At 64.9% G+C, this 24637-nt stretch carries 24 protein-coding genes and 1 tRNA gene; 15 read left to right on the plus strand and 10 right to left on the minus strand.

The window, feature by feature from the left end:
- Positions 1 to 24: 24 nt before the first annotated feature.
- Positions 25 to 423, minus strand: coding sequence for a hypothetical protein (locus KM031_RS15700; protein ID WP_370879051.1), 399 nt, complete (start codon positions 421 to 423; stop codon positions 25 to 27).
- A gap of 75 nt (positions 424 to 498) precedes the next feature.
- On the minus strand, positions 499 to 1539 hold the full coding sequence (locus KM031_RS15705; RefSeq protein ID WP_246566915.1) for an alkane 1-monooxygenase: 1041 nt from the start codon (positions 1537 to 1539) through the stop codon (positions 499 to 501).
- Between the two features lie 157 nt (positions 1540 to 1696).
- Here KM031_RS15705 and ftsY point away from each other — a divergent pair, with 157 nt between their 5' ends.
- The 4 genes from ftsY to KM031_RS15725 all read left to right on the plus strand — a co-directional run bounded on the left by ftsY (position 1697) and on the right by KM031_RS15725 (position 4511).
- Positions 1697 to 2704, plus strand: coding sequence for a signal recognition particle-docking protein FtsY (gene ftsY / locus KM031_RS15710; protein ID WP_215504512.1), 1008 nt, complete (start codon positions 1697 to 1699; stop codon positions 2702 to 2704).
- 113 nt (positions 2705 to 2817) lie between these two features.
- Positions 2818 to 3717, plus strand: a complete 900-nt coding sequence (locus tag KM031_RS15715; protein WP_215504511.1) for an EamA family transporter — start codon at positions 2818 to 2820, stop codon at positions 3715 to 3717.
- 3 nt (positions 3718 to 3720) lie between these two features.
- Complete coding sequence (locus tag KM031_RS15720) at positions 3721 to 4323, plus strand: inner membrane-spanning protein YciB (RefSeq protein WP_215504510.1); 603 nt, start codon at positions 3721 to 3723, stop codon at positions 4321 to 4323.
- Between the two features lie 113 nt (positions 4324 to 4436).
- Positions 4437 to 4511: transfer RNA gene (locus KM031_RS15725), tRNA-Gln, on the plus strand.
- A gap of 97 nt (positions 4512 to 4608) precedes the next feature.
- Here KM031_RS15725 and KM031_RS15730 read toward each other — a convergent pair.
- On the minus strand, positions 4609 to 5370 hold the full coding sequence (locus KM031_RS15730; RefSeq protein ID WP_215504509.1) for an SDR family NAD(P)-dependent oxidoreductase: 762 nt from the start codon (positions 5368 to 5370) through the stop codon (positions 4609 to 4611).
- A 211-nt stretch (positions 5371 to 5581) separates the two neighbouring features.
- On the opposite strand from KM031_RS15730, the gene KM031_RS15735 reads away from it, so the two are divergent.
- The 3 genes from KM031_RS15735 (at position 5582) to KM031_RS15745 (ending at position 8412) form a co-directional block, all read left to right on the plus strand.
- A complete protein-coding gene (locus tag KM031_RS15735; protein ID WP_215504508.1) occupies positions 5582 to 6964 on the plus strand; it encodes an aldehyde dehydrogenase family protein in 1383 nt (460 codons plus the stop codon).
- A 4-nt stretch (positions 6965 to 6968) separates the two neighbouring features.
- Positions 6969 to 7754, plus strand: a complete 786-nt coding sequence (locus KM031_RS15740; protein ID WP_215504507.1) for an N-formylglutamate amidohydrolase — start codon at positions 6969 to 6971, stop codon at positions 7752 to 7754.
- 67 nt (positions 7755 to 7821) lie between these two features.
- The gene (locus KM031_RS15745) at positions 7822 to 8412 is read left to right on the plus strand and encodes a helix-turn-helix domain-containing protein (protein ID WP_215504506.1); all 591 of its coding nucleotides are present in this window, start codon (positions 7822 to 7824) and stop codon (positions 8410 to 8412) included.
- 43 nt (positions 8413 to 8455) lie between these two features.
- Here the strand turns inward: KM031_RS15745 and KM031_RS15750 are convergent, their stop codons facing one another.
- The 6 genes from KM031_RS15750 to KM031_RS15775 are packed head-to-tail and all read right to left on the minus strand — an operon-like array spanning position 8456 to position 14495.
- Entirely contained in the window at positions 8456 to 9847 is a 1392-nt protein-coding gene (locus tag KM031_RS15750) for a glutamine synthetase family protein (RefSeq protein WP_215504505.1), read from the minus strand.
- A 16-nt stretch (positions 9848 to 9863) separates the two neighbouring features.
- Positions 9864 to 10922 (minus strand): branched-chain amino acid ABC transporter permease, encoded by a 1059-nt coding sequence (locus tag KM031_RS15755; RefSeq protein WP_246566913.1) that lies wholly within the window; start codon positions 10920 to 10922, stop codon positions 9864 to 9866.
- A gap of 2 nt (positions 10923 to 10924) precedes the next feature.
- A complete protein-coding gene (locus tag KM031_RS15760) occupies positions 10925 to 11824 on the minus strand; it encodes a branched-chain amino acid ABC transporter permease (RefSeq protein WP_215504504.1) in 900 nt (299 codons plus the stop codon).
- A gap of 7 nt (positions 11825 to 11831) precedes the next feature.
- Entirely contained in the window at positions 11832 to 12530 is a 699-nt protein-coding gene (locus tag KM031_RS15765) for an ABC transporter ATP-binding protein (protein ID WP_215504602.1), read from the minus strand.
- 12 nt (positions 12531 to 12542) lie between these two features.
- Positions 12543 to 13697: an ABC transporter substrate-binding protein gene (locus KM031_RS15770; RefSeq protein WP_215504503.1), complete on the minus strand. Its 1155-nt coding sequence runs from the start codon at positions 13695 to 13697 to the stop codon at positions 12543 to 12545.
- A 54-nt stretch (positions 13698 to 13751) separates the two neighbouring features.
- Positions 13752 to 14495, minus strand: coding sequence for an ABC transporter ATP-binding protein (locus tag KM031_RS15775; RefSeq protein ID WP_215504502.1), 744 nt, complete (start codon positions 14493 to 14495; stop codon positions 13752 to 13754).
- A 253-nt stretch (positions 14496 to 14748) separates the two neighbouring features.
- Here KM031_RS15775 and KM031_RS15780 point away from each other — a divergent pair, with 253 nt between their 5' ends.
- A complete protein-coding gene (locus KM031_RS15780) occupies positions 14749 to 15858 on the plus strand; it encodes a calcium-binding protein (protein WP_281417222.1) in 1110 nt (369 codons plus the stop codon).
- A 3-nt stretch (positions 15859 to 15861) separates the two neighbouring features.
- Here KM031_RS15780 and KM031_RS15785 read toward each other — a convergent pair whose 3' ends face one another.
- Positions 15862 to 16494: a TetR family transcriptional regulator C-terminal domain-containing protein gene (locus KM031_RS15785; RefSeq protein WP_215504501.1), complete on the minus strand. Its 633-nt coding sequence runs from the start codon at positions 16492 to 16494 to the stop codon at positions 15862 to 15864.
- 144 nt (positions 16495 to 16638) lie between these two features.
- Between KM031_RS15785 and KM031_RS15790 the strand changes: the two genes are divergently transcribed.
- From KM031_RS15790 to KM031_RS15820, 7 genes are all read left to right on the plus strand, one after another.
- On the plus strand, positions 16639 to 17889 hold the full coding sequence (locus KM031_RS15790) for a Zn-dependent hydrolase (RefSeq protein WP_215504500.1): 1251 nt from the start codon (positions 16639 to 16641) through the stop codon (positions 17887 to 17889).
- An 88-nt stretch (positions 17890 to 17977) separates the two neighbouring features.
- Positions 17978 to 19432 (plus strand): dihydropyrimidinase, encoded by a 1455-nt coding sequence (hydA, locus tag KM031_RS15795; protein ID WP_215504499.1) that lies wholly within the window; start codon positions 17978 to 17980, stop codon positions 19430 to 19432.
- Positions 19432 to 20232, plus strand: coding sequence for an ABC transporter ATP-binding protein (locus tag KM031_RS15800; protein WP_215504498.1), 801 nt, complete (start codon positions 19432 to 19434; stop codon positions 20230 to 20232). Before hydA ends, KM031_RS15800 begins: the two co-directional genes overlap by 1 nt.
- Before the next feature lie 45 nt (positions 20233 to 20277).
- Positions 20278 to 21141, plus strand: coding sequence for an ABC transporter permease (locus KM031_RS15805; protein ID WP_215504497.1), 864 nt, complete (start codon positions 20278 to 20280; stop codon positions 21139 to 21141).
- A gap of 104 nt (positions 21142 to 21245) precedes the next feature.
- Positions 21246 to 22067, plus strand: coding sequence for an ABC transporter permease (locus KM031_RS15810; RefSeq protein WP_215504600.1), 822 nt, complete (start codon positions 21246 to 21248; stop codon positions 22065 to 22067).
- 37 nt (positions 22068 to 22104) lie between these two features.
- A complete protein-coding gene (locus KM031_RS15815) occupies positions 22105 to 23079 on the plus strand; it encodes an ABC transporter substrate-binding protein (protein ID WP_215504496.1) in 975 nt (324 codons plus the stop codon).
- 192 nt (positions 23080 to 23271) lie between these two features.
- Positions 23272 to 24558 carry a helix-turn-helix transcriptional regulator gene (locus KM031_RS15820; RefSeq protein ID WP_215504495.1) on the plus strand — a complete coding sequence of 429 codons (1287 nt, stop codon included), beginning with the start codon at positions 23272 to 23274 and terminating at the stop codon, positions 24556 to 24558.
- Positions 24559 to 24637: the final 79 nt, after the last annotated feature.

The raw sequence follows: 24637 nt of genomic DNA on the forward strand, positions 1-24637 counted from the left end.
GCAGCGGCGGAGCTGGGGGCTGGGTCACACCCCGACATCTGGGCCGGCGCAAAGCAGCGGCTTGTCGGTCTGCGCCACCTCGGACAGTTCGGTGCCCTCGGGGTCGCCCTCGAACTGCGCCTTCAGCCCTTCGCCTTCGCGCCAGAATTTCCAGCATTGCGGCGCGCCTTCGTCCTCATAGACAAAGCAGATCAGCCCGGCCTCTTCATACCATGAACCGATCTTGCAGACATCCTGGGTAAAGGCCCAGCGGACACGGCGGTTCGGCAGATATTGTTCGGTGCCGAACACTTCGCCGCCCATCGCATAGGTCAGGGTCTTGCCCTGCGAATAGCTGTCGAATTCTTCGGCGGTCAACGGGGTTTCGGCCCGTGCCGCGCCGCACAGCGGCAGGGCGATCAGGGCGGCGAACAGCAGGGACAGACGCATGGGCAAGCTCCACTCAGACAGGGGCAGACTGCCAGAGCGGCGCGCGCTTGGCCAGTGACGGCGCCGTGATCAGCGCTGCCAGCGTTTCAGCCGGGGCCGCATCAGCCGCCGCCAGCGGCGCGGAAACAGCGCAATGACCGAACAGAGCGGCAGCGAATAGGGCAGGCGCGGCGCGTCCTCTGCATGTGGCAGGCGCAGCGCCGGATAGGGGCGCGCCGGATGGGCATGGTGATCGGAATGGCGCGGCGCATTCAGCATCAGCCCCGACGAAAACCAGTGCGGCGCGTTCCAGCTGTGCCGGTCGCTGACCGGCTCCAGCCGCCCGTCGGGCAGGCGGGCGCGGCTCAACCCGTAATGCTGCACATAATCCGACAGCATCAGCTGCGCCGTCGCATAGGCCGCCAGTGCCAGCCAGACCAGCCCGCCCGCCGGGCCTGCCAGCAAGACTCCCAGGCCAAGACAGGCCAGCCCGCCCCCGACATAGATCCAATAGGGATGCACCCCGCCCGCCGCCGCCCGCCGCGTGGTTTCGGCCTCCCGCCCGGCGCGGAAACTGCCCAGATAGGCGCGTGGCAGAAAGGCGTAAAAGCTCTCCTCGCCCCGTGCAGTATTGGGATCAGCCTCACTCGCCACATGCCGGTGATGCACCAGCCGATGCGCCGAGGTGTGATGCCCGTTCAGCATGGTGACATAGATCACCATGCCCAGCCGGAACAGCCCGCGCGCGCCGCGATGGATCAGCTCATGCGCCACAGGGTTCGACACCTGCCCGAAGAACTGGCCAAAGCCCAGAAAGGCCACGACGCGCATCGGGGTCGACAGATCGCTGTCCCCGGCAATCGCCCAGACCACCAGCGGAAAGGCCAGCAGATGCCCCAGCCCCAGCGCCAGAAGCAGCGCATCGGCGGCGGGAAACTCCGCCCCCTCGGGCGCATCCGGGGCCACCAGCGGCACAAGGTGGTCCAGACAGGCGGTCAGCACCCCCATATAAAGCAACCCTGCGAGCAGCCAGCCGCCGCCCCACCACAGACCAGCCAGCAACAGCCCCAGCGGCAGCAAGGCGGCAGCGGCAAACAGGATCATCGGCGGTACGGGCAGGGGGCGGCTCATGGCGCGACCTTAGCATAGGGCCGACGCGCCGCCAGCCCCCGTACCGCCAGCCCTCGCGCCAAGCTGCCGCAACTCGCAGCCCTTCCATGCCCTCGCCCCTTCCATCCTGCGTGTGAAACGACTAGGTGAGACAGGTATTTCCCATGCGGGGGCGGCGATGTCCTTCTTCAAGAAACTCAAAGACCGGATGTTCCGGTCCTCCGACAAGATCGGCAACAGCCTCGATGCGCTGGTGGATGCGGCTCCGGTCCCGCAGCCTGCCGCTGCCGTGACAGAGGCCGCAAAACCCGGCCTGCTCGACCGCCTGATCGGGCGCGAGGCCGATGCGCCGCGCCGCGTGATGGATGACGCGATGCTGGAAAGCCTCGAAGAGCTGCTGATCGAGGCCGATATGGGCGTCGATACGGCCCTGCGCGTCGCCGCCAATATCGCCGAAGGCCGGATGGGCCGCCGCATCTCCACGCCCGAGCTGAAAACGGCCCTGGCCGAAGAGGTGGCGCGCATCATGGCCCCGGTGGCCCGCCCGATGCCGCTCTATGCCAAACGCCCGCAGGTGGTGCTGGTGGTGGGCGTCAACGGCTCCGGCAAGACCACGACCATCGGCAAACTGGCGTCGCAGTTCAAGGCGGCCGGCAAGACGGTGGTGATTGCGGCAGGCGATACCTTCCGCGCCGCCGCCGTGGAACAGTTGCAGATCTGGGGCACCCGCGCCGGGGTGCCGGTGCTCACCGCGCCCGAAGGCTCCGATCCCGCCAGCCTCGCCTTCGATGCCATGACCCGCGCGCAGGAAATCGGTGCCGACCTCCTGCTGATCGACACCGCAGGCCGCCTGCAGAACCGCGCCGATCTGATGGAAGAACTGGCCAAGATCGTGCGGGTGATCCGCAAGAAGGATGACACCGCCCCCCACAACACCCTGCTGGTGCTGGATGCGACCACCGGCCAGAACGCGGTCAGCCAGGTGGAAACCTTCCGCAAACTGGCCGATGTCTCGGGCCTGATCATGACCAAACTCGACGGCACCGCCAAGGGCGGCGTGCTGGTCAGCCTCGCCGACAAGTTCGGCCTGCCCATCCATGCCATCGGCCTCGGCGAACAGATCGACGATCTGGCCGCCTTCGATCCCGAAGATTTCGCCCGCGCCCTCGTGGGCCTTGCTGAATGATCCTGCCCACCGGCCTCTCATTTCATCTTGGCCCCAATATCCTCGGGGGGACGGCCGCAGGCCGTGGGGGGCAGACAGCCCCCCGTCGCCGCTGATCCCGGGCGCAACGCAGGATGAGCGATTGGTTGCGATCTCTCGAAGGCACCGCCGCCGGGCATGATGCCGCGCTGGCTCTGGCCCTGCTGGCGGCGGTGCTGCATGCGCTGTTCGGGGCGCTGCAAAAGGGCCGCCACGATCCCTGGCTGTCACGCGCGGCGATTGACGGCAGCTATGCGCTGATCGCCGCGCCATTTGCCCTGTTCGTGGTGCCCTGGCCCGAGCCGCATATGTGGCCGATCTTCGCCGGGGCCTTTGCCATCCACGCGGTCTACAAGCTGCTGCAGGCGATGACCTACAGCCGGGGCGCCTTTACCGTGGTCTATCCGGTGGTCCGTGGCACCGGGCCGCTGTTCACGGTGACCTTTGCAGGCTTCGTCTTCGGCGAACAGTTCACTGCGGGCCAATGGGCCGGGGTGGCGCTGCTGTCGGGCGGGATTCTCGGGCTGGCACTCTGGAACCTCGTCCATATCCGTGCGCAGCGCGATACGATGATCCCGGCGCTGTGGCTCGCCTTTGCCACCGGCGGTTTCGTGGCGCTTTATACCACCTATGATGCCTACGGCATCCGCGCCACCGCCGATCCCTTCACCTTTCTGGCCTGGTTCTTCCTGATCGACGGCGTGCTGATGCCGGTGCTGACCGTCCGGCGCTGGTGCCGCTTGCCCCGGCCCGAGATCACAGCTTTGCTACAGCGGGGTGTGCTCGGGGCCTTTGTCGCCTATTTCAGCTTTGGCTCGGTGATGATGGCCACCCGGCTGGACAAGGTGGGCGAGGCGGCGGTGCTGCGCGAAACCTCGACCGTATTTGCCGCCTTGATCGGCTGGCTGGTTCTGGGCGAAAAGGTGGGGCGCGTGCAATTCGCGCTGATGGCGCTGATCGCCGCAGGTGCGGTGATCGTGGAAGTGATGGGATAGGCAATGGCGGAACGCAAACTCAATGGCGGCTTGAAGGCGGCGCTGGAATATGGCCCGATCCTTGCCTTCTTCATCGGCTACCTGCAACTGAAGGATCAGGTGATCTCCATCGCGGGCACCGACTATTCCGGGTTTCTGGTGGTCACGGCGCTGTTCATCCCGTTGATGGTGCTGACCACCGGCCTGCTCTGGGCGCTGACCGGCAGCCTGTCGCGGATGCAACTCGCCACCGTGGTTCTGGTGGTGGTGTTCGGCGGCCTCTCGGTCTGGTTGCAGGACGAGCGGTTCTTCAAGATGAAACCGACGATGATCTATCTGCTGTTCGCGGGCGTGCTGGGCTTTGGGCTGATGCGCGGGCAGAGCTATCTGCGGTCGGTCATGGGGGAAACCCTGCCGATGCGGGACGAGGGCTGGATGATCCTGACCAAGCGCATCGCGTTGTTTTTCCTCGCGCTTGCCATCACCAACGAGGTGATCTGGCGCAGCCTGTCCACCGATGCCTGGGTGAATTTCAAGACCTTCGGCCTGACCGCCGCGATGTTCGCGTTTTTCCTGAGCCAGGGCCGTCTGCTGCAAACCTACGGCATTGAAAAAGACAAGGTCTAAGCCGCAGAGGGGCCGGGTTTGCGGCCCCTCCGCCGCCCGCAAGATCGCCTGCATTTTTCCGCAGAACCGCTCTTGCGTGCTATGCCGGACTTGTCTAAACACCCGCTCACGGTTGGGGCGTCGCCAAGTGGTAAGGCAGCGGTTTTTGGTACCGCCATACCTAGGTTCGAATCCTAGCGCCCCAGCCAAACGGAATTTCCAGCACATTCTGATCTGCCAGCACACCCTGATCTGACGGTGCAGGCGAACGGGCAGGGGGCTGCCCATCCGCCGCGCAGGGCCGCTTCACATCCGCATCAGCAAGCCGCCATCCACCGCGAGTTCGATGCCGGTGATATAGCTCGCCGCATCCGACAGCAGGAACAGCGTGGCATTGGCCATGTCTTGCGCCGTTCCGATCCGGCCCAGCGGCGCATAATCGGCAACAGCTTTCAGCACATCATCACTGTCCCAGCGGGCCTGAAGCGGGGTCAGCGTCATGCCCGGACAGACCGCGTTCGAACGGATGCCCTCGGCGGCCAGCTGCATCGCCAGCGATTTGGACAGGGCACAGACCCCGGCCTTGGAGGCCTGATAGGCGTCCTGCGGCTTGGGGTCGCCACGATACCATTGCACGGTCGAAAAATGCACCATCGCGCCGCCCCGCCCGGTCTTGCGCATGAACGGAACGGCGGCGCGCGCGGTCAGCGCCACGGCGCGCAGGTTGATCGCGAACACCTGATCCCAGACCGCCATATCCATGTCGAGCGCCGAGGCATCCCGCCCGAACCACAGCACGCCCGCCACATTGGCCAGATAATCAATGCCGCCCCGCGCCGTGCCTGCCGCGGTGATGGTGGTGGTCACGAATTCCGCATCGGACAGATCGCCCTGACAATAGGCCAGCCGATCGCCGAATCCGCCCAGACTATCTGGCCGGGGTTTGAGGTCGATGCCCGTCACGCTGGCCCCGGCGGCCAGCAGCGCCAGCGTGATCGCTTCGCCCATGCCGCCGCCTGCGCCGGTGACAACGGCGTGTCGCCCGGTGAAATCATAGCTGATCATCATGTCATCCTTCCCTGTTCCGGCCCCGTCTTGCACCGCAGGCCTGGCTTGTGACCGGGCCGCGCGGGCCGTGCCGGGGCCGAGATTACGCGCTTTTGGATGGTCATCAAGCCTATTTGGAAAAAAGTTGCTAAAATAGAAAACTTATATACGATTATGGCAGGTTCAGAAAACCGTGACGCCACAGACCCCGAGTGAGACAAGGCAAATTCTGATGACACATGACGTATTTTCGGTGATTTCCCCGGTGGACGGGTCGCTTTACCTGTCGCGCCCCTATGCCAGTGCGCCCGAGATCGCGGCAAAGCTGGCAGCGGCGCGCGCGGCGGTGAAACCGTGGCGGCAGGTGCCGCTGGCCGAGCGGGTGGCGCTGGTGCAGCGGTTCGGGGCCGAAATGTCGGCGCGGGCCGAGGCTTTGGCCGAAGCGGTGACATGGGGCATCGGGCGTCCGCGCTGGCAGGCGGACGAGACGCCGCGCCTTGCGCTGGTCGGGGATCTGCTGGCACAGACGGCGGCGGTGACGCTGGCCGATACGCCGTTTGAAAGTGACGATACCGTCCGCCGCTTTGCGCGCCCGGTGCCGGGCGGTCTGCATCTGTCGATCTGTGCCTGGAACTATCCGACCGCGATGCTGGGCTATCTGGTCAGCCAGCCGCTGATCGCGGGCAATGTGGTGATCCTGAAGCACTCGCCGCAGACCCCGGTCATTGCCGAGCTGGCAGAAGAGGCCTGGCGCGCGGCGGGCGGGCCTGCGGGGGCGTTCCAGATGCTGCATCTGTCCCACGCCGATGCGGAACGGGCGATTGCGGCGGGGCAGTTCGATGCGGTGAATTTCATCGGCTCGGTCGCTGGCGGCAAACGCTTGCATGCGGCGGCGGGGGGCACCATGACAACGGTGCATCTGGAACTGGGCGGCAAGGATCCGGCCTATATCCGCGCCGATGCGGATATTGACCGGCTGGTGGCCGATATTGCCGAAGGTTGTTTCTCCAATGCCGGGCAAAGCTGCTGTTCGGTGGAGCGGATCTATGTCGACCGCAGGGTGCAGGCCCGCTTTACCGAGGCGCTGCTGGCCGAGGCGCAGAAATGGACCATCGGCCATCCGGTGCAGGACAAGGCGATGATCGGCCCGGTGGTGCATGCGGCGGCGGCACAGCGGATCCGCGACCAGATCGCGCAGGCGGTGGCGGCAGGCGGGCGTGCGCTGATCGGTGCCAGCTGCGATCTGGGTGCGGCCTATGTGCCTGCCGAAGTTCTTGTCGATCTGGATCATGGCATGTCGATCATGCGCGACGAATTGTTTGGCCCGGTGGCGGCCATTCAGGCGGTATCGGGCGATGATGAGGCGATTACCCTGATGAATGACAGCCAATATGGCCTGTCGGCCAGCATCTGGACCGAGGATGAGGCGCGCGGGCTGGCGCTGCTGGATCAGGTGGAGGCCGGAACGGTATACCTGAACCGCTGTGATCATGCCGACCTCTATCTGCCCTGGGGCGGGGTCAAGGACTCCGGGCTGGGGCGCACCAACGGGCGGGTGGGACTGCTGGAGGCGACGGCAGCCAAGGCCTTTCATGTGCGCCGCACGCTGGGCTGATCTGATGCAGTTGCCCCCGAACATGGTGGCGGCACTGGCGGCAGAGGCCGCCGAGGTGCTGCGGCCCGCAGCGGCCAGCCCGTTGTTGCTGCTGTGCGAACATGCGGGGGCAAGGGTGCCTGCCCCCTGGGGCGGGCTGGGCCTGCCCCCGGCGCTTCTTGACACGCATTATGCCTATGACCCGGGAGTGGACGGGCTGACCCGCGTGCTGTCGGCGCGGCTGGAGGCCCCGGCGGTGCTGGCGCGCTATTCCCGCATCTTTCTGGATTACAACCGCTTTCCCGAAGACTGGGACCATATCCGCCCCGATCTGGGCGGCATTCCGGTGCCCGCCAATCTGCGGATCAGCGCGGCGGAACGGACGCTGCGCCGGGCGATTGCCGCAACCCCGCTGGATCAGGCAATCCGGCCGCTGTTGCCGGGGCGGCGGGCGGTGGTCTCGGTGCATTCCTTCACCCCGGTGATGGCGGGCGATCATCGTGCGGTGGATATCGGCGTGCTGTGGCGGCAGGACAGCGGCTTTGTCCGCGCGGTGCTGGCCGCATTGCACGGGCGCGCTGCGGGCCTTGGCCTGCGCATCGGTGACAATGCCCCCTATGACTGGCGCCGCGTAGTGGCTTACAGCCTTCAGGCGCATGCGCTGGACCGGGGTCTTCCCTGTTTTTATCTGGAGGTGAACAACGCGCTGTTTTCCGATCCGGCAACTTCTGAAACCATCGCAACGCTGATTGCGGATGTACTGGCGGCGGCGCTGAGCGCACTGCCCGATGCGGGGCGCGAACCGAGGTGAGACGGCTGGATTTCAACATCCTTTGCGTGTAAGTTCCTTGAAATCATCACTCAAACCGGAAGGTTGCATGGCGAGCGAACTGGGCGAGACGATCCGGCAGACCCGCAAGCGGCTCAAGCTCACCCTGCGGGATCTGAGCGAGCGGTCGGGCCTGACGGTGTCGCAGCTTTCCAAACTGGAAAACGGCAAGCAGCGCATTTCCGTCGATCTGGCGTTGAAAATCGCGGGCGTGTTGCAGGTGCCTGTCACCTCGTTCCTGGCCGCGCCGCGCCCGATGCCGCAGGCGCGGCGCTCCATCACGCGGGCGGGCGAGGGCACGCGCCATGAAACCCAGGGGCTGGTGTTCGAGGTGCTATGCAGCGATTTCCGCGACAAGAGCAGCCTGTTCTGGAATGTCACGGTGACCGGGCGCAGTCTGGACGAGACGGGCGGCTGGCGCTCACATTCCGGCGAGGAATTCGTGCAGGTTCTGTCGGGCACGCTGGAACTGCACACCCGCCATTACGAACCGCTGGTGCTGAACACCGGCGACAGCCTGCTGTTCGATGGCGAAATGGAACATGGTTATGTCTGCCTTGGCGCGGGCCCTGCGCGCCTGTTCATGTCCAACTCCATGCAGCGAACCATGCTTTATCCGCTGCCCGACGCGCAGGGGTGAGGCGCAGCCCGGCACGCACTGACGTGCCGGGGGCCAAGGCGGATCAGACGAAGTAGCGTTGCCATTCAAAGTCGGTGATGTGCTGCGCGGCCCAGGTGTCGAAGGCGGCGATCTCGTTGCGGCGGCTGTCGGCATAATGGCTGCGGAACGCGGTGCCGAAGGCCTCGGCGCAGAAGTCGGAGGCGGCGAAATCCTCGACCGCCGCGGCCAGAGTCGATTGCAGCGGCACGGCCCCCGGCCCTATGGCCGCCCCCGGCTGTGCGGCGGGCGGGATCAGCGCCTTTTCAATGCCTTCCGCCCCGGCGGCCAGCATCGCCGCCAGCGTCAGATAGGGGTTCACATCCGCCCCCGGCACCCGATGTTCAAACCGGCAGGCCGAGGCCGATGGCGTGGTGATGGTGCGGATGGCGGCGGTGCGGTTCTCATACCCCCAGGAGACATCCTGCGGCGACCACGCGCCCCGGTCAAACCGGCGGTAGGAATTGATGGTGGGCCGGAACATCACATGTGTCTCGCGCATCCGGTGCAGCAGGCCTGCCAGGAACTGCTGCCCCACCGGCGACAGCGCATTGACCCCCGCCGCCAGCACCGGCACATCGCCCTGCCACAGGCTGATATGGTGATGCGCGCCACAGGCGCTTTCTTTGCCCGGAGGCTGGAACCGCGTCATGAAGGTAGCAACCAGCCCGCGTTCGGCGCAAAGTTCGCGCAGATGCAGCTTGGCCCGCACCGCATCATCCGCCGCCTCGACCGCAGGTTTTGGCGTCAGGGCGAATTCATACATGCCATAGCCATATTCCGTCACAAACGAGGCGACGCCGATGCCGAGCGACTCCATCCGGCGCATGAATTCGCTCACCAGATCCTGATAGTCGCCGCTGCGCACCAGATCGTAATTCACCAGAGAATGCCCCCAGGGTTGCAGCTCGCGGTAGCGGCCCTTCTGCATCAGCGCGTGATCGGCATGGAAGATGCCGAACTCATATTCCAGCGCCACCTTGGCCGTATAGCCCAGCTTGCGCAGCCGCGCGTCGGCCTGCGCCAGAACATGCCGGGGATCCACGGGGCAGGGGCTGCCGTCGAGCATGTAGCCATTGGCGATGACCGAGGCGGTATCGCGCCGCCAGCCATGTTGCCGGATCGAGGCCGGGTCGGCCACTGCCTGAATATTCGGATAGCCGTTGCCATCATTGGCGATGGCTGCGGAAAAGGCGGTATCGCCGATCGGCTGGCCATCGCCATGCGACACGCAATAGAGGATGCCGTTCAGCGCATCGCCCGAGGCCGAGAGTTTCAGCGGGGTGATCTTGGATCGGAACCCCCCCGACATATCCACCATATGGCTGTGCAGGAACTGCACGCCAGCGGCCTTGAGCCGGTTGTACTGCTCGTCATAGGCCGGGGCAAACGCCGCCGTCTGTTCGGCAAGATTCATCATGGACTCCCGTTGGTCAGCGTTTTGTCCCGGTCCGCCGCAGCGCACGGGACAGCATTTCATCAAGTTCATAAGGCCCGCACAGGCCTTGCGGGCGCAGCGCCATGCACAGCACGATCACCGCACCCAGCGCGACGCCGGACAGGCCCAGCATCGCGGGCAGGGTCAGGCCGCCGATGGTCACGCCGGATTCCAGGCTGCGGATCAGCTCCAGCCCGATGGACAGCAGCAAGGCGCCCGCCATCGCCCCCGTCACCGTGCCCATGCCACCAAGGATCAGCATGGCAAGCGTCAGGAACACCTGTTGGAAATAGAACAGCCTGGGGCTGATCGTGCCGGTGAAGCTGGCATAAAGCACGCCCGCCGTGCCGCAGATCAGCGCCGAAATCAGCCAGGACTGGCGGCGCAGGGCGCGGGCGTCGATGGCCAGTGCCTCGGCGGCCTGCGGGTTCTGCGCGGTGGCGCGCAGTTGCAGGCCATTCGGGCTTTCGCGGAACAGCCGTGCCACCACGATGGCCAGCACCGCGCCCGCCATCACCAGCGGCAGCCCGGCCACCTGCGGGATGCCGAAGAAGCCCTGATTGCCTTTGAACAGCGCGGGCCAATGCAGGAACATCGAATGGATGATGATCAGGAAGGCAAGGCTGACAATCGTCGCCGCCACCCCGGACAGCCGCGCGATGACGCGGCCACTGATCACGGCGAGGAGGGCCACGACCGCAAGCGTGAGGGCAGCGGCCACCGCCGGCGGCAGGGCAATCTGCGCCAGCCCGAGCGGGGCATGCGGGATCGACAGCTTTTTCATCGCCACCGGCGTGGCAAGGATGGCCATGCCATAGGCCCCCAGACCGACAAAGGCGCTGTGGCCCAGATGCGCAACACCGGAATTGCCCATGAAGACCTGTAGCCCGACCACGATCATCAGATTGAGCGCCGCCGCCGCCGCCAGATGCTGCTGATAGGTGGGCGCGAAGGCCATGACTGCCAGTCCGATCAGCACCAGCGGCACGGCGGTGATCAGCCCGCCGCGCAGCCCGCGCATCATCCACGACCCGGAGGGAGATAGGTCTGCCATCATCAGAACTCCTTGTCGCCCAGCTCGCGCCGCGACCCGAACAGCCCCTCGGGGCGATAGACGAGGATCATCGTCACGATCACATAGGTCAGCGCCTCTTTCAGCCCGCCCAGCTCCTGGGGCAGCAGCGTCAGCAGCCCGACCTCGATGAAGCCCAGAAGCATCCCACCCGCCGCCGCCCCCATCAGAGAGCCAAAGCCGCCGATCACGCAGGCAACAAAGGCCTTGAGCACCAGCGCGAACCCCATGTCCGGGGTCACGCCGCCGCGCCGGGCAAGGATGAACACACAGGCCACCCCCGCCAGCGCGCCCGAGATGGCAAAGGCGGCAGCAATCACCCTGTTGGCGCGGATGCCCATCAGCCGCACGGTGGAAAAGTCGCGCGCCGCTGCGCGCATCGCAATCCCCATGGTGGAGCGGTTGAGAAAGAGCACCAGCGCGCCGATGGCGAGGCTCGCCGCCAGCAGCTCCAGCACCTGTAACGATGACACGGCAAACGGCCCCAGATGCCAGGTGGTGTTCAGCCCGTTCAACAGGGAAAAGGCCTGCGGGCGGGGCGAGATCAGCAGCTGGAACAGGTTCTGCAAGATGATGCTGACCCCGAAAGCCGTCAGCATGCCGGTGGTGGTCGGCGCGTTGCGCACGGGCCGGAAGGCCACCCGTTCCAGCAAGACCGAAACGGCGGCGGCGGCGGTGATCGCCAGAAGAACCACAAAGGCCGGCGAAGACAGGCCCAGCCCCGCCGCCAGAAACACCGCATAGGCCGAAGCGCCGATCACCTCGCCATGCGCGAAATTGACCAGCCCCATGATCGAAAAGATCACCGCAAGCCCCAGCGCCACCAGCGCATATTCGGCCCCGAAGGCGAGGGCATTCAGAAATTGCTGGACGAGATATTCCATGCCTGCCTCACGATCCCAGATACAGCGCCATCAGATCGGATCCGGCAAGATCGGCCGGTGGACCCGCGAAAGAGATCTGGCCGGTGCCCAGAATATACACCCGGTCGGCATGGCGCATCGCCTGCGCCGCGTTCTGTTCGACCACCAGCACCGTCAGCCCCTCGGCCTTCAGCTGGCCGATGAAATCGAAGATCCGCGCCACGATCATCGGCGCAAGGCCAAGCGAGGGTTCATCCAGCACCAACAGGCGCGGGCGGGACATCATGGCGCGGGCAATCGCCAGCATCTGCTGCTCGCCACCCGACAGGGTGCCTGCAAGCTGGTCGATCCGCTCGGCCAGCACCGGAAACAGCGCCAGATAGCGGTCCATATCCGCGCGCACGCCCTTGGGGTCGCGCCGCATCGCGGCCCCGAGGCGCAGGTTTTCGGCCACCGTCAGATTGACGAAGATGCGCCGTCCTTCGGGCGATACCGCGATGCCTTTGGCCATGCGCGCCTCGGTGGGCAGGCGCGAGATGTCGGTGCCTTCTAGCACCACGCGCCCGCTGGCCGGGATCAGCCCGGAAATCGCCCCGATGGTCGATGTCTTGCCTGCGCCATTGGGGCCAAGCAGGGCCACCAGCTCGCCCGTGCCGATGTGCAGATCCAACCCCTGCACGGCACAGATCGCGCCGTAGCTGACCCGCACCCCCTCAAGACGCAGCATGTCGGCCATGGCTCAGCGCCAGTCCGGCACAAAGCTGGGCAGGCTGTCAGCAACCAGCACCCGCTTGCCGTCCTTGAAGCCGATCACCGGCACGGTTTTGACCGGAAAACCACCATTTTCGGCATAAGAGATCACCGGCGCGGTGATGCCCGGATTGCCGCCTTCAGCACGCAGCGCCGCCCGGATCGCGGCGGGATCGGTCGATCCGGCTTTCACGGCGGCGGCATGGGATTCCAGCACCATATCCGCCCCCAGCGCATCGAAAATGCCCTGCACCTTGAAACCCGCATCGCGGCACCCGGCCAGGAAGGTGTCGATGGAAGAGCCAAGCCCGGTCGGGCCATGGGTGGCGAACAGCACCTTGTCGAGTGCTGCGGCATCGGCCACCGTGCCCTCCAGCGAGGGGTCATCGAAGCCGTCCGATCCGATGATCCAGCCCTGATAGCCATTCGCCTGCAACTGCCGGATCAGGATGCCGACATCGGGCAGCACTGACGAAATCATGATCGCATCCGGGGCCGGATCCATCGCCTTGATCTGGGCAATCTGCGGCGACCAGTCATTGGTGCCCATCGTATGCGTCAGGCGCCCGACAACGCGGCCGCCGTGATGTTCAAAGCTTTGCCCGAACCATTCCGGCAGCATTTCCGACCAGGATCCTGCATCGGCCGAGGTCATCAGCAGGGCGCTGCGCGCACCGGCCTTATAGGCGGCCTCGGCCGTGGCAGCCCCGTTGACCGGATCGGGCACGGCACCGGCCAGGAAATTCTCGAACCCGGCCACCTGCATTTCGACCTGGGTATTGGGGGCGGAAAACACGGTGGCCCCATAGGGCGCGGCAAGCTGCGCCAGCGGGATCAGCGAGTCGGGGAAGGGAATGCCGGTGATGACCTGCGCGCCCTGATCCAGAAACTTCTGGGCAATGGTCACCGACAGCTGCGGTTCCGATCGGGTGTCTTCGACCAGCAGTGTCACTTTCGGCCCCTGACCGGCGGCGTTCAGCTTTTCCGCCATGCAGCGCGCGCCTTCGACCTCGGCATAGGGGGCATAGGCCCCGGTCAGCGAGGCGGCGATGCCGATCTTCAACTCGGCTTCCTGCGCCTGTGTGACCCCGGGCAGCGCCAGTGCCGCGCATAGTGTAAGGCCAAATGTGATGTCAGATGTCATGTCCGTCTCCCTGATCCGGTGATGCTGTGCCGATCCCGCAATGCGGGCACGGCCTTAATGCGGCGCATGGTGCTGGTCGGGCGATCCGGGGCCGACATAGACCTCGATCACGCGCGGATCGGCCCAGACCTCAGCCGGGGCGCCGCTGGCAATCAGCCTGCCCTGATCCATCACGAACAGACGGCCACAGATGCTGTTGATGAAGCGCAGATCATGGTCGATCACCAGAATCCCGCAGCCTGTCCGGTCGCGGATACTGGCAATCGCCCGGCCCAACCGCGCGGATTCGTCATCGTTCAGCCCGGCGGCCGGTTCGTCCAGCATCAGGATTTCGGGCGCGGTGGCCAATGCGCGTGCAATCTCCATCCAGCGCTGGGTGCCATAGGGCAGGCTGCCCGCAGGCTGTTCAGCCAGATCCTCCAGCCCGAACTCGGTCAGCAGTGCCGCCACATTGACCCGCGCCGCGCGGTCGGGGCGCAACTGGCGGCAGCGCAGATGCGCCACCTCGATGTTCTGGCGCACCGACAGATCGCGGAACACCCGCAGGTTCTGGAAGGTGCGGGCAATCCCGGCATGCGATACCTGCTGCGGGCCGATCCCGGCAATGTCGCGCCCGCCAAGGCTGACACGCCCGGCATCAGGCCGCAGAAAGCCGGTCACGACATTGACGAAGGTCGATTTGCCTGCGCCATTCGGGCCGATCAGCCCGACGATCTCGCCCGCGGCGCAATCGAGGCTGGCACCGGATAGCGCCCGCACGCCCCCAAAGGACTTTTCAATCTCTGTGACGGACAGCACGCCCGTTCTCCCTGTTCCCTGTTGCGCCCGATCGGTTGCCGAGTCTGCTTTTGAGGAAAGGTTAGGCAGGCTTCCCGGTTGTGACAACAAAAATTTTCTAAAATCGCAATTTTTGTCCGCTTAAGAAAATGTCGCGACGGGCGCAGAGGAGTGGCACAGGCGAGAAAGGCTTTGACGAAACCGTTTTTCAGGCGCAGTTTTTTTGGGCATCCAAACATTTTCTGCCATGATTTAACGCTTTGAGGTCTGTGCCATGGACGTGATTTTTGAAAGCCGTGACATTACCCCGCAGGTCCGCATCACGCGCGATGCCGCAGGGGCTGTTACCGTGACGGTCGATTACCAGACGAACGGCTGGTATGATGAGGAACTGGGATATTATCTTTACGACTATGGCGGGGCCGAGATCACCTTCGGCGGCATCACCGATTACGCCTATGTCGGGGGCGATGATGACGGGGTGATCTTTGCCACGGTCACGGCCACGGTGCTGCCCGAAGCCTCGATGCTGGCCGAAGTGCTGTTCCGCATCGACAATATTGATCCCTTCGGCACGGTGTTCCCGATCGAGATCGCGGTGCTGGATGTGGCGGGCAGCCTGACCGGCGGCACCGGCATTGATGCCATGTTCGGCTCTGCCTTCAACGATACGCTGGCGGGGGGCGATGGCGATGATGCGCTGGAGGGCGGCGTGGCGTTTGACCGGCTGGACGGCGGCAGCGGCAATGACAACATGCTGGGCGGGGCAAATGGCGATGTCTATGTGGTCGACAGCTATGGCGACCGGGTGGATGAATCCGTGCTCGGCTCTTTCGGGCGTGATACGGTGGAAACCCATCTGAACTTCCGCCTCTCAGGCCCGCAGGTGATGGGCTGGGTGGAGCGGCTGGTGCTGACCGGCAGTGATGACGTGGACGGCATCGGCAACCGCCGTCACAATCAGCTGATCGGCAATGAGGGCGACAACCATCTGGAAGGGCGGGCCGGTGATGACCGGCTGCGCGGCGGGCTGGGGGCAGATACGCTCAGCGGCGGCGAGGGCGCGGACCGCTTTGTGTTCCACTCGGCTTTGGGCGGCGACAATATCGACAAGATCCTTGATTTTGAGAAAGGGGTCGATGTGATCGCGCTGGACAATGCGGTGATGTCCACGCTGCGCAATCCGGGGCAAGTGCTGGCCTCGACCCTGTTCACCGCCAATGCCGATGGCGTGGCGCAGGACAGTGACGACCGGATCATCCATGAAACCGATACCGGCCTGCTGCGCTATGATGCCGATGGCAGCGGGGCGGGGGCGGCGATCATCTTTGCCCGTGTGACCCCCGGCCAGATCCTGTCGGCGGCGGATTTTCTGGTGGTCTGACGCTCAGACAACCCCGATGCCGCGCAGGATCATCGCTTTCACGCCTTCCTTGGCCGCCTGCCACTGGCGGTCGGTCAAGGGTTTGCCGCCGTTCAGCGTTTCGATCTGATGGCCGAAATCGGCGTAATGCTGGGTAGTGGCCCAGAGCATGTAGAGCAAATGCTGCGGATCGACCGGGGCCATCTGGCCTGCGTCGATCCAGTGCTGGATCAGTGCGGCCCGCCCCGCCGTCCAGTCGCGCAGCGTGGTTTCCAGATAGTCCTGGATCACCGGCGCGCCGTGCATCACCTCTGACGCCCAGACCTTGGAGCCATTGGGATGGCGGCGCGAGATTTCCATCTTGGCGTCGATATAGGCGCCGATGCCTTCGGCGGGGCCACTGGCGTTGTCCATGCTGTCGGCGGCGTGCAGCCAGATCTCGAAGATGTTCTGCACCACCCGGCGATAGAGGTCTTCCTTGGTTGCAAAATAATAGTGCAGATTGGCCTTGGGCAGCCCCGCCATATCGGCGATCAGCTGCATGGTGGCCCCGCCAAACCCAGCCTCCGCAAAGACTTTTTCCGCTGCCTGCAAAATGAGCGTCTCATTCATGGCGCGGATTTCATTGCGTTTCAGCGGGCGGGGGGCATCGGACATCGGAGCGGGGGCTTCACCTTGGGACAGAGAATTTTGTTGACCGGATAGTCAGCTTCTATAGCCTTCTCCCTGACCATATGGTCAGGAAAAGATTCGCCGCAAGGGGCATGAAGACCCCGGAACGCAGGCGGCAGGGAGATGGAAATGTCGGCACCTGGTGAGAACCTCAGGATCAATTCCGCACGCCTGTGGGACAGTCTGAACGAGATGGCACTGATCGGCCCCGGTGTGGCCGGGGGCTGCAACCGCCAGACGCTGACCGATGCGGACAATGCGGGCCGCCACCTGTTCAAATCCTGGTGCGAGGCGGCGGGCATGGTGATGGGTGTCGACAGCATGGGCAATATGTTTGCCACACGCGCGGGCACCGACCCCGAGGCGCTGCCGGTCTATATGGGCAGCCATCTGGACACCCAGCCGACCGGCGGTCGCTATGATGGCGTGCTGGGGGTCCTGGGCGCGCTGGAGGTGGTGCGCACGATGAATGATCTGGGCATCAAGACCCGCCACCCGATCGTGGTGACGAACTGGACCAATGAGGAAGGCGCGCGGTTTGCGCCGGCGATGCTGGCCTCGGGCGTGTTTGCCGGGATCCACAGTCAGGATTACGCCTATGGCCGCACCGATCCCGAGGGCAAGACCTTCGGCGCCGAACTGGCCCGCATTGGCTGGGTGGGCGACGAGACGGTCGGCGCGCGCAAGATGCACGCGATGTTCGAGCTGCATATCGAACAGGGGCCGATCCTCGAGGCGGAAGGCAAGACCATCGGGGTGGTCACCCATGGGCAGGGGCTGTGGTGGCTGGAAATCACCCTGACTGGCAAGGATGCCCATACCGGCAGCACGCCGATGACCATGCGGGTGAATGCGGGGCTCGGCATGGCGCGCATCACCGAGCGCGTGCATCATATTGCCATGAGCCATCAGCCGGGCGCGGTGGGCGCGGTGGGGCAGGTGATGGTCTATCCCAACAGCCGCAATGTGATCCCCGGCAAGGTGGTGTTCACCGTCGACATCCGCAGCCCCGATCAGGCCAAACTGGACGCGATGCGCGCCGAGGTCGAGCGTGCCGCCCATGCGGTGGCGCTGGAGTTGGGGCTGGGATGCAGCATCGAGCCGGTCGGGCATTTCGATCCGGTGACCTTCGATCCGGCGCTGGTGCGCACCGTGCGCGCGGCGGCGGAGCGGCTGGGCCATGCGCATATGGATCTGATCTCGGGCGCGGGGCATGATGCCTGCTGGATCAACCGGGTGGCCCCGACGGTGATGGTGATGTGCCCCTGTGTCGGCGGCCTCAGCCATAACGAGGCCGAGGAGATCACCCCGGACTGGGCGGCGGCGGGCACGGATGTGCTGCTGCATGCGGTGTTGGACACCGCCGGGATCGTTGCATGAGCGGGCGCGCGCCGGGGGCTTTGCGCCCCCGGACCCCCGCAGGATATTTTGGCCAAGATGAAAGCCAGCAGGAACAGGGGAGTGGACCATGGCCAGCATTGTGATCAAGGGCGGCACGGTTGTTACGGCGGATCTGAGCCATGCGGCCGATGTTCTGGTGGAGGGCGGCGTGATCACCGCCATCGGGCCGGATCTGTCGGGCGATACGGTGCTGGATGCGGCGGGCTGTTACATCATGCCCGGCGGGATTGATCCGCATACCCATCTGGAGATGCCCTTCATGGGCACCTATTCGGCGGATGATTTTGAAAGCGGCACGCGGGCGGCCTTGGCCGGGGGCACCACCATGGTGGTGGATTTCATCCTGCCGGGGCAGGGCCAGGGTCTGATGGATGCCGCACAGATGTGGCACAACAAATCCGGTCGGGCCAATTGCGATTATTCCTACCACATGGCGGTCACCTGGTGGGGCGAGAAGGTCTGGGAGGATATGGCGCTGAGCGTGGCCGCCGGGATCCCCTCGTTCAAGCATTTCATGGCCTACAAGGGCGCGCTGATGGTCAATGATGACGAGCTGTTTGCCAGCTTCCGTCGGGTGGGCGATCTGGGTGGTCTGGCGATGGTTCACGCCGAGAATGGCGATGTGGTGGCGGAGCTGACCGCCAAGCTGCTGGCCGAGGGGAATACCGGGCCAGAGGCGCATGGCTATTCGCGCCCGCCGCAAGTGGAGGGCGAGGCGACCAATCGCGCGATCATGATTGCCGATATGGCGGGGGTGCCGCTTTATGTGGTGCATACCAGCTGTGAGGATGCGCATGAGGCGATCCGCCGGGCGCGGGCTGCGGGCAAGCGGGTCTGGGGCGAGCCGCTGATCCAGCATCTGACGCTGGATGAGAGCGAGTATTTCCATCCCGACTGGGACCATGCCGCGCGGCGGGTGATGTCACCGCCGTTCCGCGACAAGAAACATCAGGATAGTCTCTGGGCCGGGCTGCAATCAGGCAGCCTGTCCTGTGTGGCGACCGATCATTGCGCCTTTACCACGGCGCAGAAGCGGTTTGGTCTGGGGGATTTTTCAAAGATCCCCAATGGCACCGGCGGGCTGGAGGATCGCTTGCCGATGCTCTGGACCCAAGGGGTGGGCACGGGGCGGCTGACGCCGAATGAATTTGTGGCGGTGACCAGCACCAATATTGCCAAGATCCTGAACCTGTATCCGAAGAAGGGCGCGGTTCTGGTCGGGGCGGATGCGGATCTGGTGGTGTGGGATCCGGCGAAAGAAAAGGTCATCTCGGCGGGCAGTCAACAATCCTCGATTGATTACAATGTGTTCGAGGGCAAAACTGTCAAAGGGCTGCCGCGCTATACGCTGACCCGCGGCCAGGTGGCGGTGCAGGATGGCGAGATCCGCACCGAGGAAGGCCATGGCCGCTTTGTTGGCCGGGCGGCGCAACCGGCGGTGAACCGTGCCCTGAGCGCTTGGAAAGAGCTGACCGCGCCGCGCCCGGTGCAGCGCGCGGGCATTCCGGCGACGGGGGTGTGATGAAGGATACGTTTACGCCCAGCGTGCCGGTGATCGAAGCCAAGGGGCTGGATCTGGTGTTTGACACCAATGACGGGCCGGTTCATGCGTTGAAGGATGTCAATCTTCAGATCAACAAGGGCGATTTCGTCAGTTTCATCGGGCCGTCGGGCTGTGGCAAGACCACCTTCCTGCGCTGTATCGCAGCGCTGGAGCAGCCGACCGGCGGCAGCTTGACGGTGAATGGCATGACCCCGGATGAGGCCCGGAAATCAAGAGCTTACGGCTATGTCTTTCAGGCGGCGGGGCTGTATCCTTGGCGCACCATCGCGGGCAATATCCGCCTGCCGCTGGAGATCATGGGGTTTTCGCGCGCCGAACAGGATGAGCGCGTGAAGAACGTGCTGCAACTGGTTGATCTGGAAGAGTTTGGCAAGAAATTTCCGTGGCAGCTTTCGGGCGGGATGCAGCAGCGGGCCTCGATCGCGCGGGCGCTGGCCTTTGATGCCGATATTCTGCTGATGGACGAGCCCTTTGGCGCGCTGGACGAGATTGTGCGCGACCACCTGAACGAGGAAGTGCTCAAGCTCTGGGCGCGGACCGAAAAGACCATCGGCTTTGTCACCCATTCGATTCCCGAAGCGGTGTATCTGTCGACCAAGATCGTGGTGATGAGCCCGCGTCCGGGGCGGATCACCGATGTGATCGACAGCCCCTTGCCGAAGGAACGGCCGCTGGACATCCGCGACAGCCGCGAGTTCATCGAGATTGCGCATCGGGTGCGCGACGGGCTGCGGGCGGGGCATGGCGATGCGATCTGAGCGCGGCACCTTGGCGGTTCTGTCGGTGCAGGAGGGGTGGCCTGCATGAAATCCATTCTGCCGATTTTCACCGTTCTGACCGTGATCTGCCTGCTGTGGTATGCGGCGGCGGTCTGGATGAATGCGACCTGGGTCTATGATCAGGCAGAGCGCGCGGGCACGACGGTGCGCTTTGCCGAGGTCGTGGGCCAGACTCTGACACAAGAGCGCCCGGTGCTGCCTGCGCCGCATCAGGTGGCCAAGGGGCTGTGGGACGGCGTGACCGGGCAGGCGATCACCTCGAAGCGCAGCCTTGTCTATCACGGCTGGGTGACGCTGTCCGCCACGCTGCTGGGCTTTGCCTTCGGGTCGGCGGCGGGCATCCTGCTGGCAGTGGGCATCGTCTATAACCGCGCGATGGACATGAGCGTGATGCCCTGGGCGATTGCCAGCCAGACCATTCCGATTCTGGCGATTGCGCCGATGATCATCGTGGTGCTGAATTCGATGGGGGTGACGGGGATCGTGCCGAAGGCGATCATTTCGGCCTATCTCAGCTTCTTTCCGGTGGTTGTCGGCATGGTGAAGGGGCTGCGTGCGCCGGATGCGATGCAACTGGATCTGCTGCGCACCTATAATGCCAGCGGGGCGGCAACCTTTGGCAAGCTGCGGCTGCCCTCGTCGATGCCCTATCTGTTTGCATCGTTGAAAGTGGGCGTGGCGGCATCGCTGGTCGGCACGATTGTCGGGGAATTGCCGACGGGGGCGGTGGCCGGGCTTGGCTCGCGCCTGCTGTCGGGCAGCTACTACGGGCAGACGGTGCAGATCTGGGCGGCACTGTTCGCGGCGGCGCTTGTGGCGGCAAGTCTGGTGGCGATCATCGGTCTGGTGGAGCGGCTGACGCTGAAGCGGATGGGGATGGCGCGATGAAAGCCGTGAAATCGCATGTCATGGGGTTTCTGAAAGCCGGGGAACCGCATGCCACAATCTATGCCCTCATCATCCTGGCGGGGTTCTTTGACATTTGGCTGGCCATGATCCTTGCTGTCTGGCTTTTGGCCTGGAGTTTCAATGCCTCGTTGGCAACACTCGATGGAACCTGGCCGAGAAAGGTCGTGCCTGCGATCTTTGGCCTGACGCTGCTTGTGCTATGGCAGATGGCGGTGCGGCTTTATGACATCAGCCCGGTGATCCTGCCCGCGCCCAGCGACATCGGGCTGCGGATCCTGTCGAGCCTGCCGGTGCTCTGGGCGGATTTCGTGCAGACCTTCGTCAAGGGGGCGCTGTCGGGGTATGTGATCGGCTGCGGTGCGGCTGTGGTGACGGCGGTGCTGATCGACCGCTCGCCCTTTCTGCAGCGGGGTCTGCTACCGGTGGGCAATTTTGTGGCCGCATTGCCCATCGTGGGCATCGCGCCGATCATGGTGATGTGGTTCGGGTTCGACTGGCACTCCAAGGCGGCGGTGGTCGTGGTGATGGTGTTCTTTCCGGTTCTGGTGAACATGGTGGCGGGGCTGAAAGCCTCGGACTCCATGCAGCGCGACCTGATGGCGACCTATGGCGCGAGTTACTGGCAGACGCTGGTCAAGCTGCGGCTGCCGGCGGCGCTGCCCTTTCTGTTCAACGGCCTGAAGATTGCGACCACATTGGCGCTGATCGGCGCGATTGTTGCGGAATTTTTCGGCAGCCCTATCGTGGGCATGGGCTTTCGCATCACGGCCGAGATCGGGCGGCTGGGGCTGGACATGATCTGGGCCGAGATTGCGGTGGCGGCGCTGGCGGGATCGGCCTTTTACGGGCTGGTGGCGTGGATCGAGGCGCGGATGACCTTCTGGCATCCGTCGCAACGAAAGTAAGCAGAACCGGGCAAATCCGGGCAACATGGAGGTTTGAATGAAAAAGCTACTGACGGGCGCGATGTTTGCCGCACTGGCAACGGGCGCACAGGCAGCCGATGATGTGACGCTGCAACTGAAATGGGTCACGCAGGCACAGTTTGCCGGTTACTATGTGGCGCAGGCCAAAGGGTTTTACGAGGAAGAGGGGCTGAATGTCACCATCCTGCCAGGTGGCCCGGATGTGGCACCGACGCAGGTGATTGCGGGCGGTGGTGCCGATGTGGTGGTGGACTGGATGCCCTCGGCGCTGGCCGCGCGTGAAAAGGGGCTGGCGCTCGTCAATATCGCGCAGCCGTTCAAATCCAGCGGCATGATGCTGACCTGTCTGAAGGACAGCGGCGTGGCCACCCCTGCCGATTTCAAGGGCAAGACGCTGGGCGTCTGGTTCGGCGGCAACGAATATCCGTTCCTGAACTGGATGAACAAGCTGGGGCTGAAAACCGATGGCAGCGATGTCACGGTGCTGAAACAGGGGTTCAACGTCGATCCGCTGTTGCAGAAACAGGCGGCGTGCATTTCGACCATGACCTATAACGAATATTGGCAGGTGATCGACGCCGGGGTGACGCCGGAGCAGCTGGTCACCTTCAAATACGAGGACGAAGGCGTGGCGACGCTGGAGGACGGGCTTTATGTGATGGAGGAGAAGCTCACAGATCCGGCCTTTGAAGAGAAGATGGTGAAATTCGTCCGTGCCAGCATGAAAGGCTGGAAATATGCCGAGGCCAATTCGGATGAAGCGGCGATGATCGTGCTGGAGAATGACGAGACCGGCGCGCAGACCGAAACGCATCAGAAGCGCATGATGGGCGAGATTGCCAAGCTGACGGCGGGCAGCAATGGCGCGCTGGATGCGGCGGATTATGACCGCACGGTGGCGGCGCTGATGTCGGGCGGATCTGATCCGGTGATCACCAAGGCGCCGGAAGGGGCCTGGACGGCAGCCATCACCGACAAGGCGCTGAAGTAAGCAGCGCCGCAGGAGATGCGAGGGCGCGCCGGGACAACCGGCGCGCTTTTTCATGCCGTTTGGCTGGGGGGCTTTGCCCCCGGCTCTGCCAGGGCAGAGCCTCCCCCAGGATATTTGCGCCAAGATGAATTTGCAGGGATGTGTGAAGCGGGGGGAATGGTGTAAATTCCCTTTCATGCAGGGGAGATGCCGATGCCATTGGGGGCTTTGACCGGAAGCCGCGTGCGGGAGCGGCGGCTGGCGCTGGGGATGCGGCAGGCCGATCTGGCGCGGGGGGCGGGGATTTCGGCCTCTTATCTGAATCTGATCGAACATAACCGGCGGCGCATTGCGGGCGAGGTTCTGGCGCGGCTGGCGGCGGCGCTGGGCGTTGAGGTTTCGGTGCTGGAAGAGGGCGCGGAGGGGGCGGTGGCCGAGGCCTTGCGCGCGGCGGCGGGCGAGGCGGGCTCTGCGGCAGAGCTGGACCGGCTGGAGGAGTTCATCGGCCGCTTTCCGGGCTGGGCGGCGGTGACGGCGGGGATGCAGCGGCGGGTGGGGCAGCTGGAGCGGGCAGTGGCGGCGCTGAATGACCGGATCGCCCATGACCCGCATCTGAGCCTGGCACTGCATGAGGTGTTGTCGGCGGTCAGTTCGGTGCGCTCGACCGCAGCGATTCTGGCCGAGACGGAGGATATCGAGGCTGATTGGCGGGCGCGGTTCCATGCCAATCTGCATCATGACAGCGAAAGGCTGGCGGGCGGGGCCGAGGCGCTGGTGGCCTATCTGGACGGGTCGGGGCAGGAGACGGCAGCGGGGGTCGCCTCGCCGCAGGAAGAGCTGGACGATTGGTTGGCGGCGCGCGGTTGGCATCTGGCGGCGCTGGAGATGGGCGGCGATCTGGAGGCGGAGATTGCGCAACTGGCCTCGGGCGCTGCGCGCGATCTGGCGCGGGCGCATGTGGCGCAGGCGCGGGCGGATGTACAGGCGATGCCCTTGGCGGAGTTTGTGGCGGCGGTGGCCGCGTTGGGGGCGGATCCGGTCTTGCTGGCGGCGCGGCTGGGCACGCGGGTTCTGGCGGTGATGCGCAGGCTCGCGACGCTGCCCGGGGCCGTGGAAGGGCTGGTGATCTGCGATGCGGCGGGGGCCTTGCTGTTTCGCAAGCCGGCAGAGGGGTTTCAGCCGCCGCGATTTGGAGCGGCCTGCGCCTTGTGGCCGCTCTATGCGGCGCTGGCGCGGCCGATGATGCCGGTGGCAGCGCGGATCGAGATGACCGGGCGCAGCGGGCGGCGTTTTCTGGCGCAGAGCTGGTGCGAAACCGAGTGGCCAGGCGGGTTTGGTGGGGTGGAGGTGCGGGCGGCGGCGATGCTGCTGACGCCGGTTGCGGCGGATGGCAGCCCGGCGCTGCGCGTGGGGCCGACCTGCCGGATCTGCCCCGAGGCGGGCTGCCCGGCGCGGCGCGAAGCCTCGATCATCAGCGAGGCGGGGGCGCTGCGCCGCTGAGGCACCCCCAAGAGGACCCCAGACTAAGGCATGAGGCGGCGGGGCATATCGGCTTTTGACAGCGCGAGGTTTTGCGCCG

The organism is Gemmobacter fulvus (assembly GCF_018798885.1).
Classification (GTDB): domain Bacteria; phylum Pseudomonadota; class Alphaproteobacteria; order Rhodobacterales; family Rhodobacteraceae; genus Gemmobacter; species Gemmobacter fulvus.

Coding starts and splice junctions, on each gene's coding strand:
- KM031_RS15785 (WP_215504501.1), bottom strand. CDS start 16,494: ATGTCCGATGCCCCCCGCCCGCTGAAACGCAATGAAATCCGCGCCATG.
- KM031_RS15715 (WP_215504511.1), top strand. CDS start 2,818: ATGAGCGATTGGTTGCGATCTCTCGAAGGCACCGCCGCCGGGCATGAT.
- KM031_RS15760 (WP_215504504.1), bottom strand. CDS start 11,824: ATGGAATATCTCGTCCAGCAATTTCTGAATGCCCTCGCCTTCGGGGCC.
- KM031_RS15735 (WP_215504508.1), top strand. CDS start 5,582: ATGACACATGACGTATTTTCGGTGATTTCCCCGGTGGACGGGTCGCTT.
- KM031_RS15780 (WP_281417222.1), top strand. CDS start 14,749: ATGGACGTGATTTTTGAAAGCCGTGACATTACCCCGCAGGTCCGCATC.
- KM031_RS15810 (WP_215504600.1), top strand. CDS start 21,246: ATGATCCTTGCTGTCTGGCTTTTGGCCTGGAGTTTCAATGCCTCGTTG.
- KM031_RS15770 (WP_215504503.1), bottom strand. CDS start 13,697: ATGACATCTGACATCACATTTGGCCTTACACTATGCGCGGCACTGGCG.
- KM031_RS15790 (WP_215504500.1), top strand. CDS start 16,639: ATGTCGGCACCTGGTGAGAACCTCAGGATCAATTCCGCACGCCTGTGG.
- KM031_RS15750 (WP_215504505.1), bottom strand. CDS start 9,847: ATGAATCTTGCCGAACAGACGGCGGCGTTTGCCCCGGCCTATGACGAG.
- KM031_RS15765 (WP_215504602.1), bottom strand. CDS start 12,530: ATGCTGCGTCTTGAGGGGGTGCGGGTCAGCTACGGCGCGATCTGTGCC.
- KM031_RS15720 (WP_215504510.1), top strand. CDS start 3,721: ATGGCGGAACGCAAACTCAATGGCGGCTTGAAGGCGGCGCTGGAATAT.
- KM031_RS15745 (WP_215504506.1), top strand. CDS start 7,822: ATGGCGAGCGAACTGGGCGAGACGATCCGGCAGACCCGCAAGCGGCTC.
- KM031_RS15730 (WP_215504509.1), bottom strand. CDS start 5,370: ATGATGATCAGCTATGATTTCACCGGGCGACACGCCGTTGTCACCGGC.
- KM031_RS15755 (WP_246566913.1), bottom strand. CDS start 10,922: ATGGCAGACCTATCTCCCTCCGGGTCGTGGATGATGCGCGGGCTGCGC.
- KM031_RS15820 (WP_215504495.1), top strand. CDS start 23,272: ATGCCATTGGGGGCTTTGACCGGAAGCCGCGTGCGGGAGCGGCGGCTG.
- ftsY (WP_215504512.1), top strand. CDS start 1,697: ATGTCCTTCTTCAAGAAACTCAAAGACCGGATGTTCCGGTCCTCCGAC.
- KM031_RS15805 (WP_215504497.1), top strand. CDS start 20,278: ATGAAATCCATTCTGCCGATTTTCACCGTTCTGACCGTGATCTGCCTG.
- KM031_RS15705 (WP_246566915.1), bottom strand. CDS start 1,539: ATGAGCCGCCCCCTGCCCGTACCGCCGATGATCCTGTTTGCCGCTGCC.
- KM031_RS15740 (WP_215504507.1), top strand. CDS start 6,969: ATGCAGTTGCCCCCGAACATGGTGGCGGCACTGGCGGCAGAGGCCGCC.
- KM031_RS15815 (WP_215504496.1), top strand. CDS start 22,105: ATGAAAAAGCTACTGACGGGCGCGATGTTTGCCGCACTGGCAACGGGC.
- hydA (WP_215504499.1), top strand. CDS start 17,978: ATGGCCAGCATTGTGATCAAGGGCGGCACGGTTGTTACGGCGGATCTG.
- KM031_RS15800 (WP_215504498.1), top strand. CDS start 19,432: ATGAAGGATACGTTTACGCCCAGCGTGCCGGTGATCGAAGCCAAGGGG.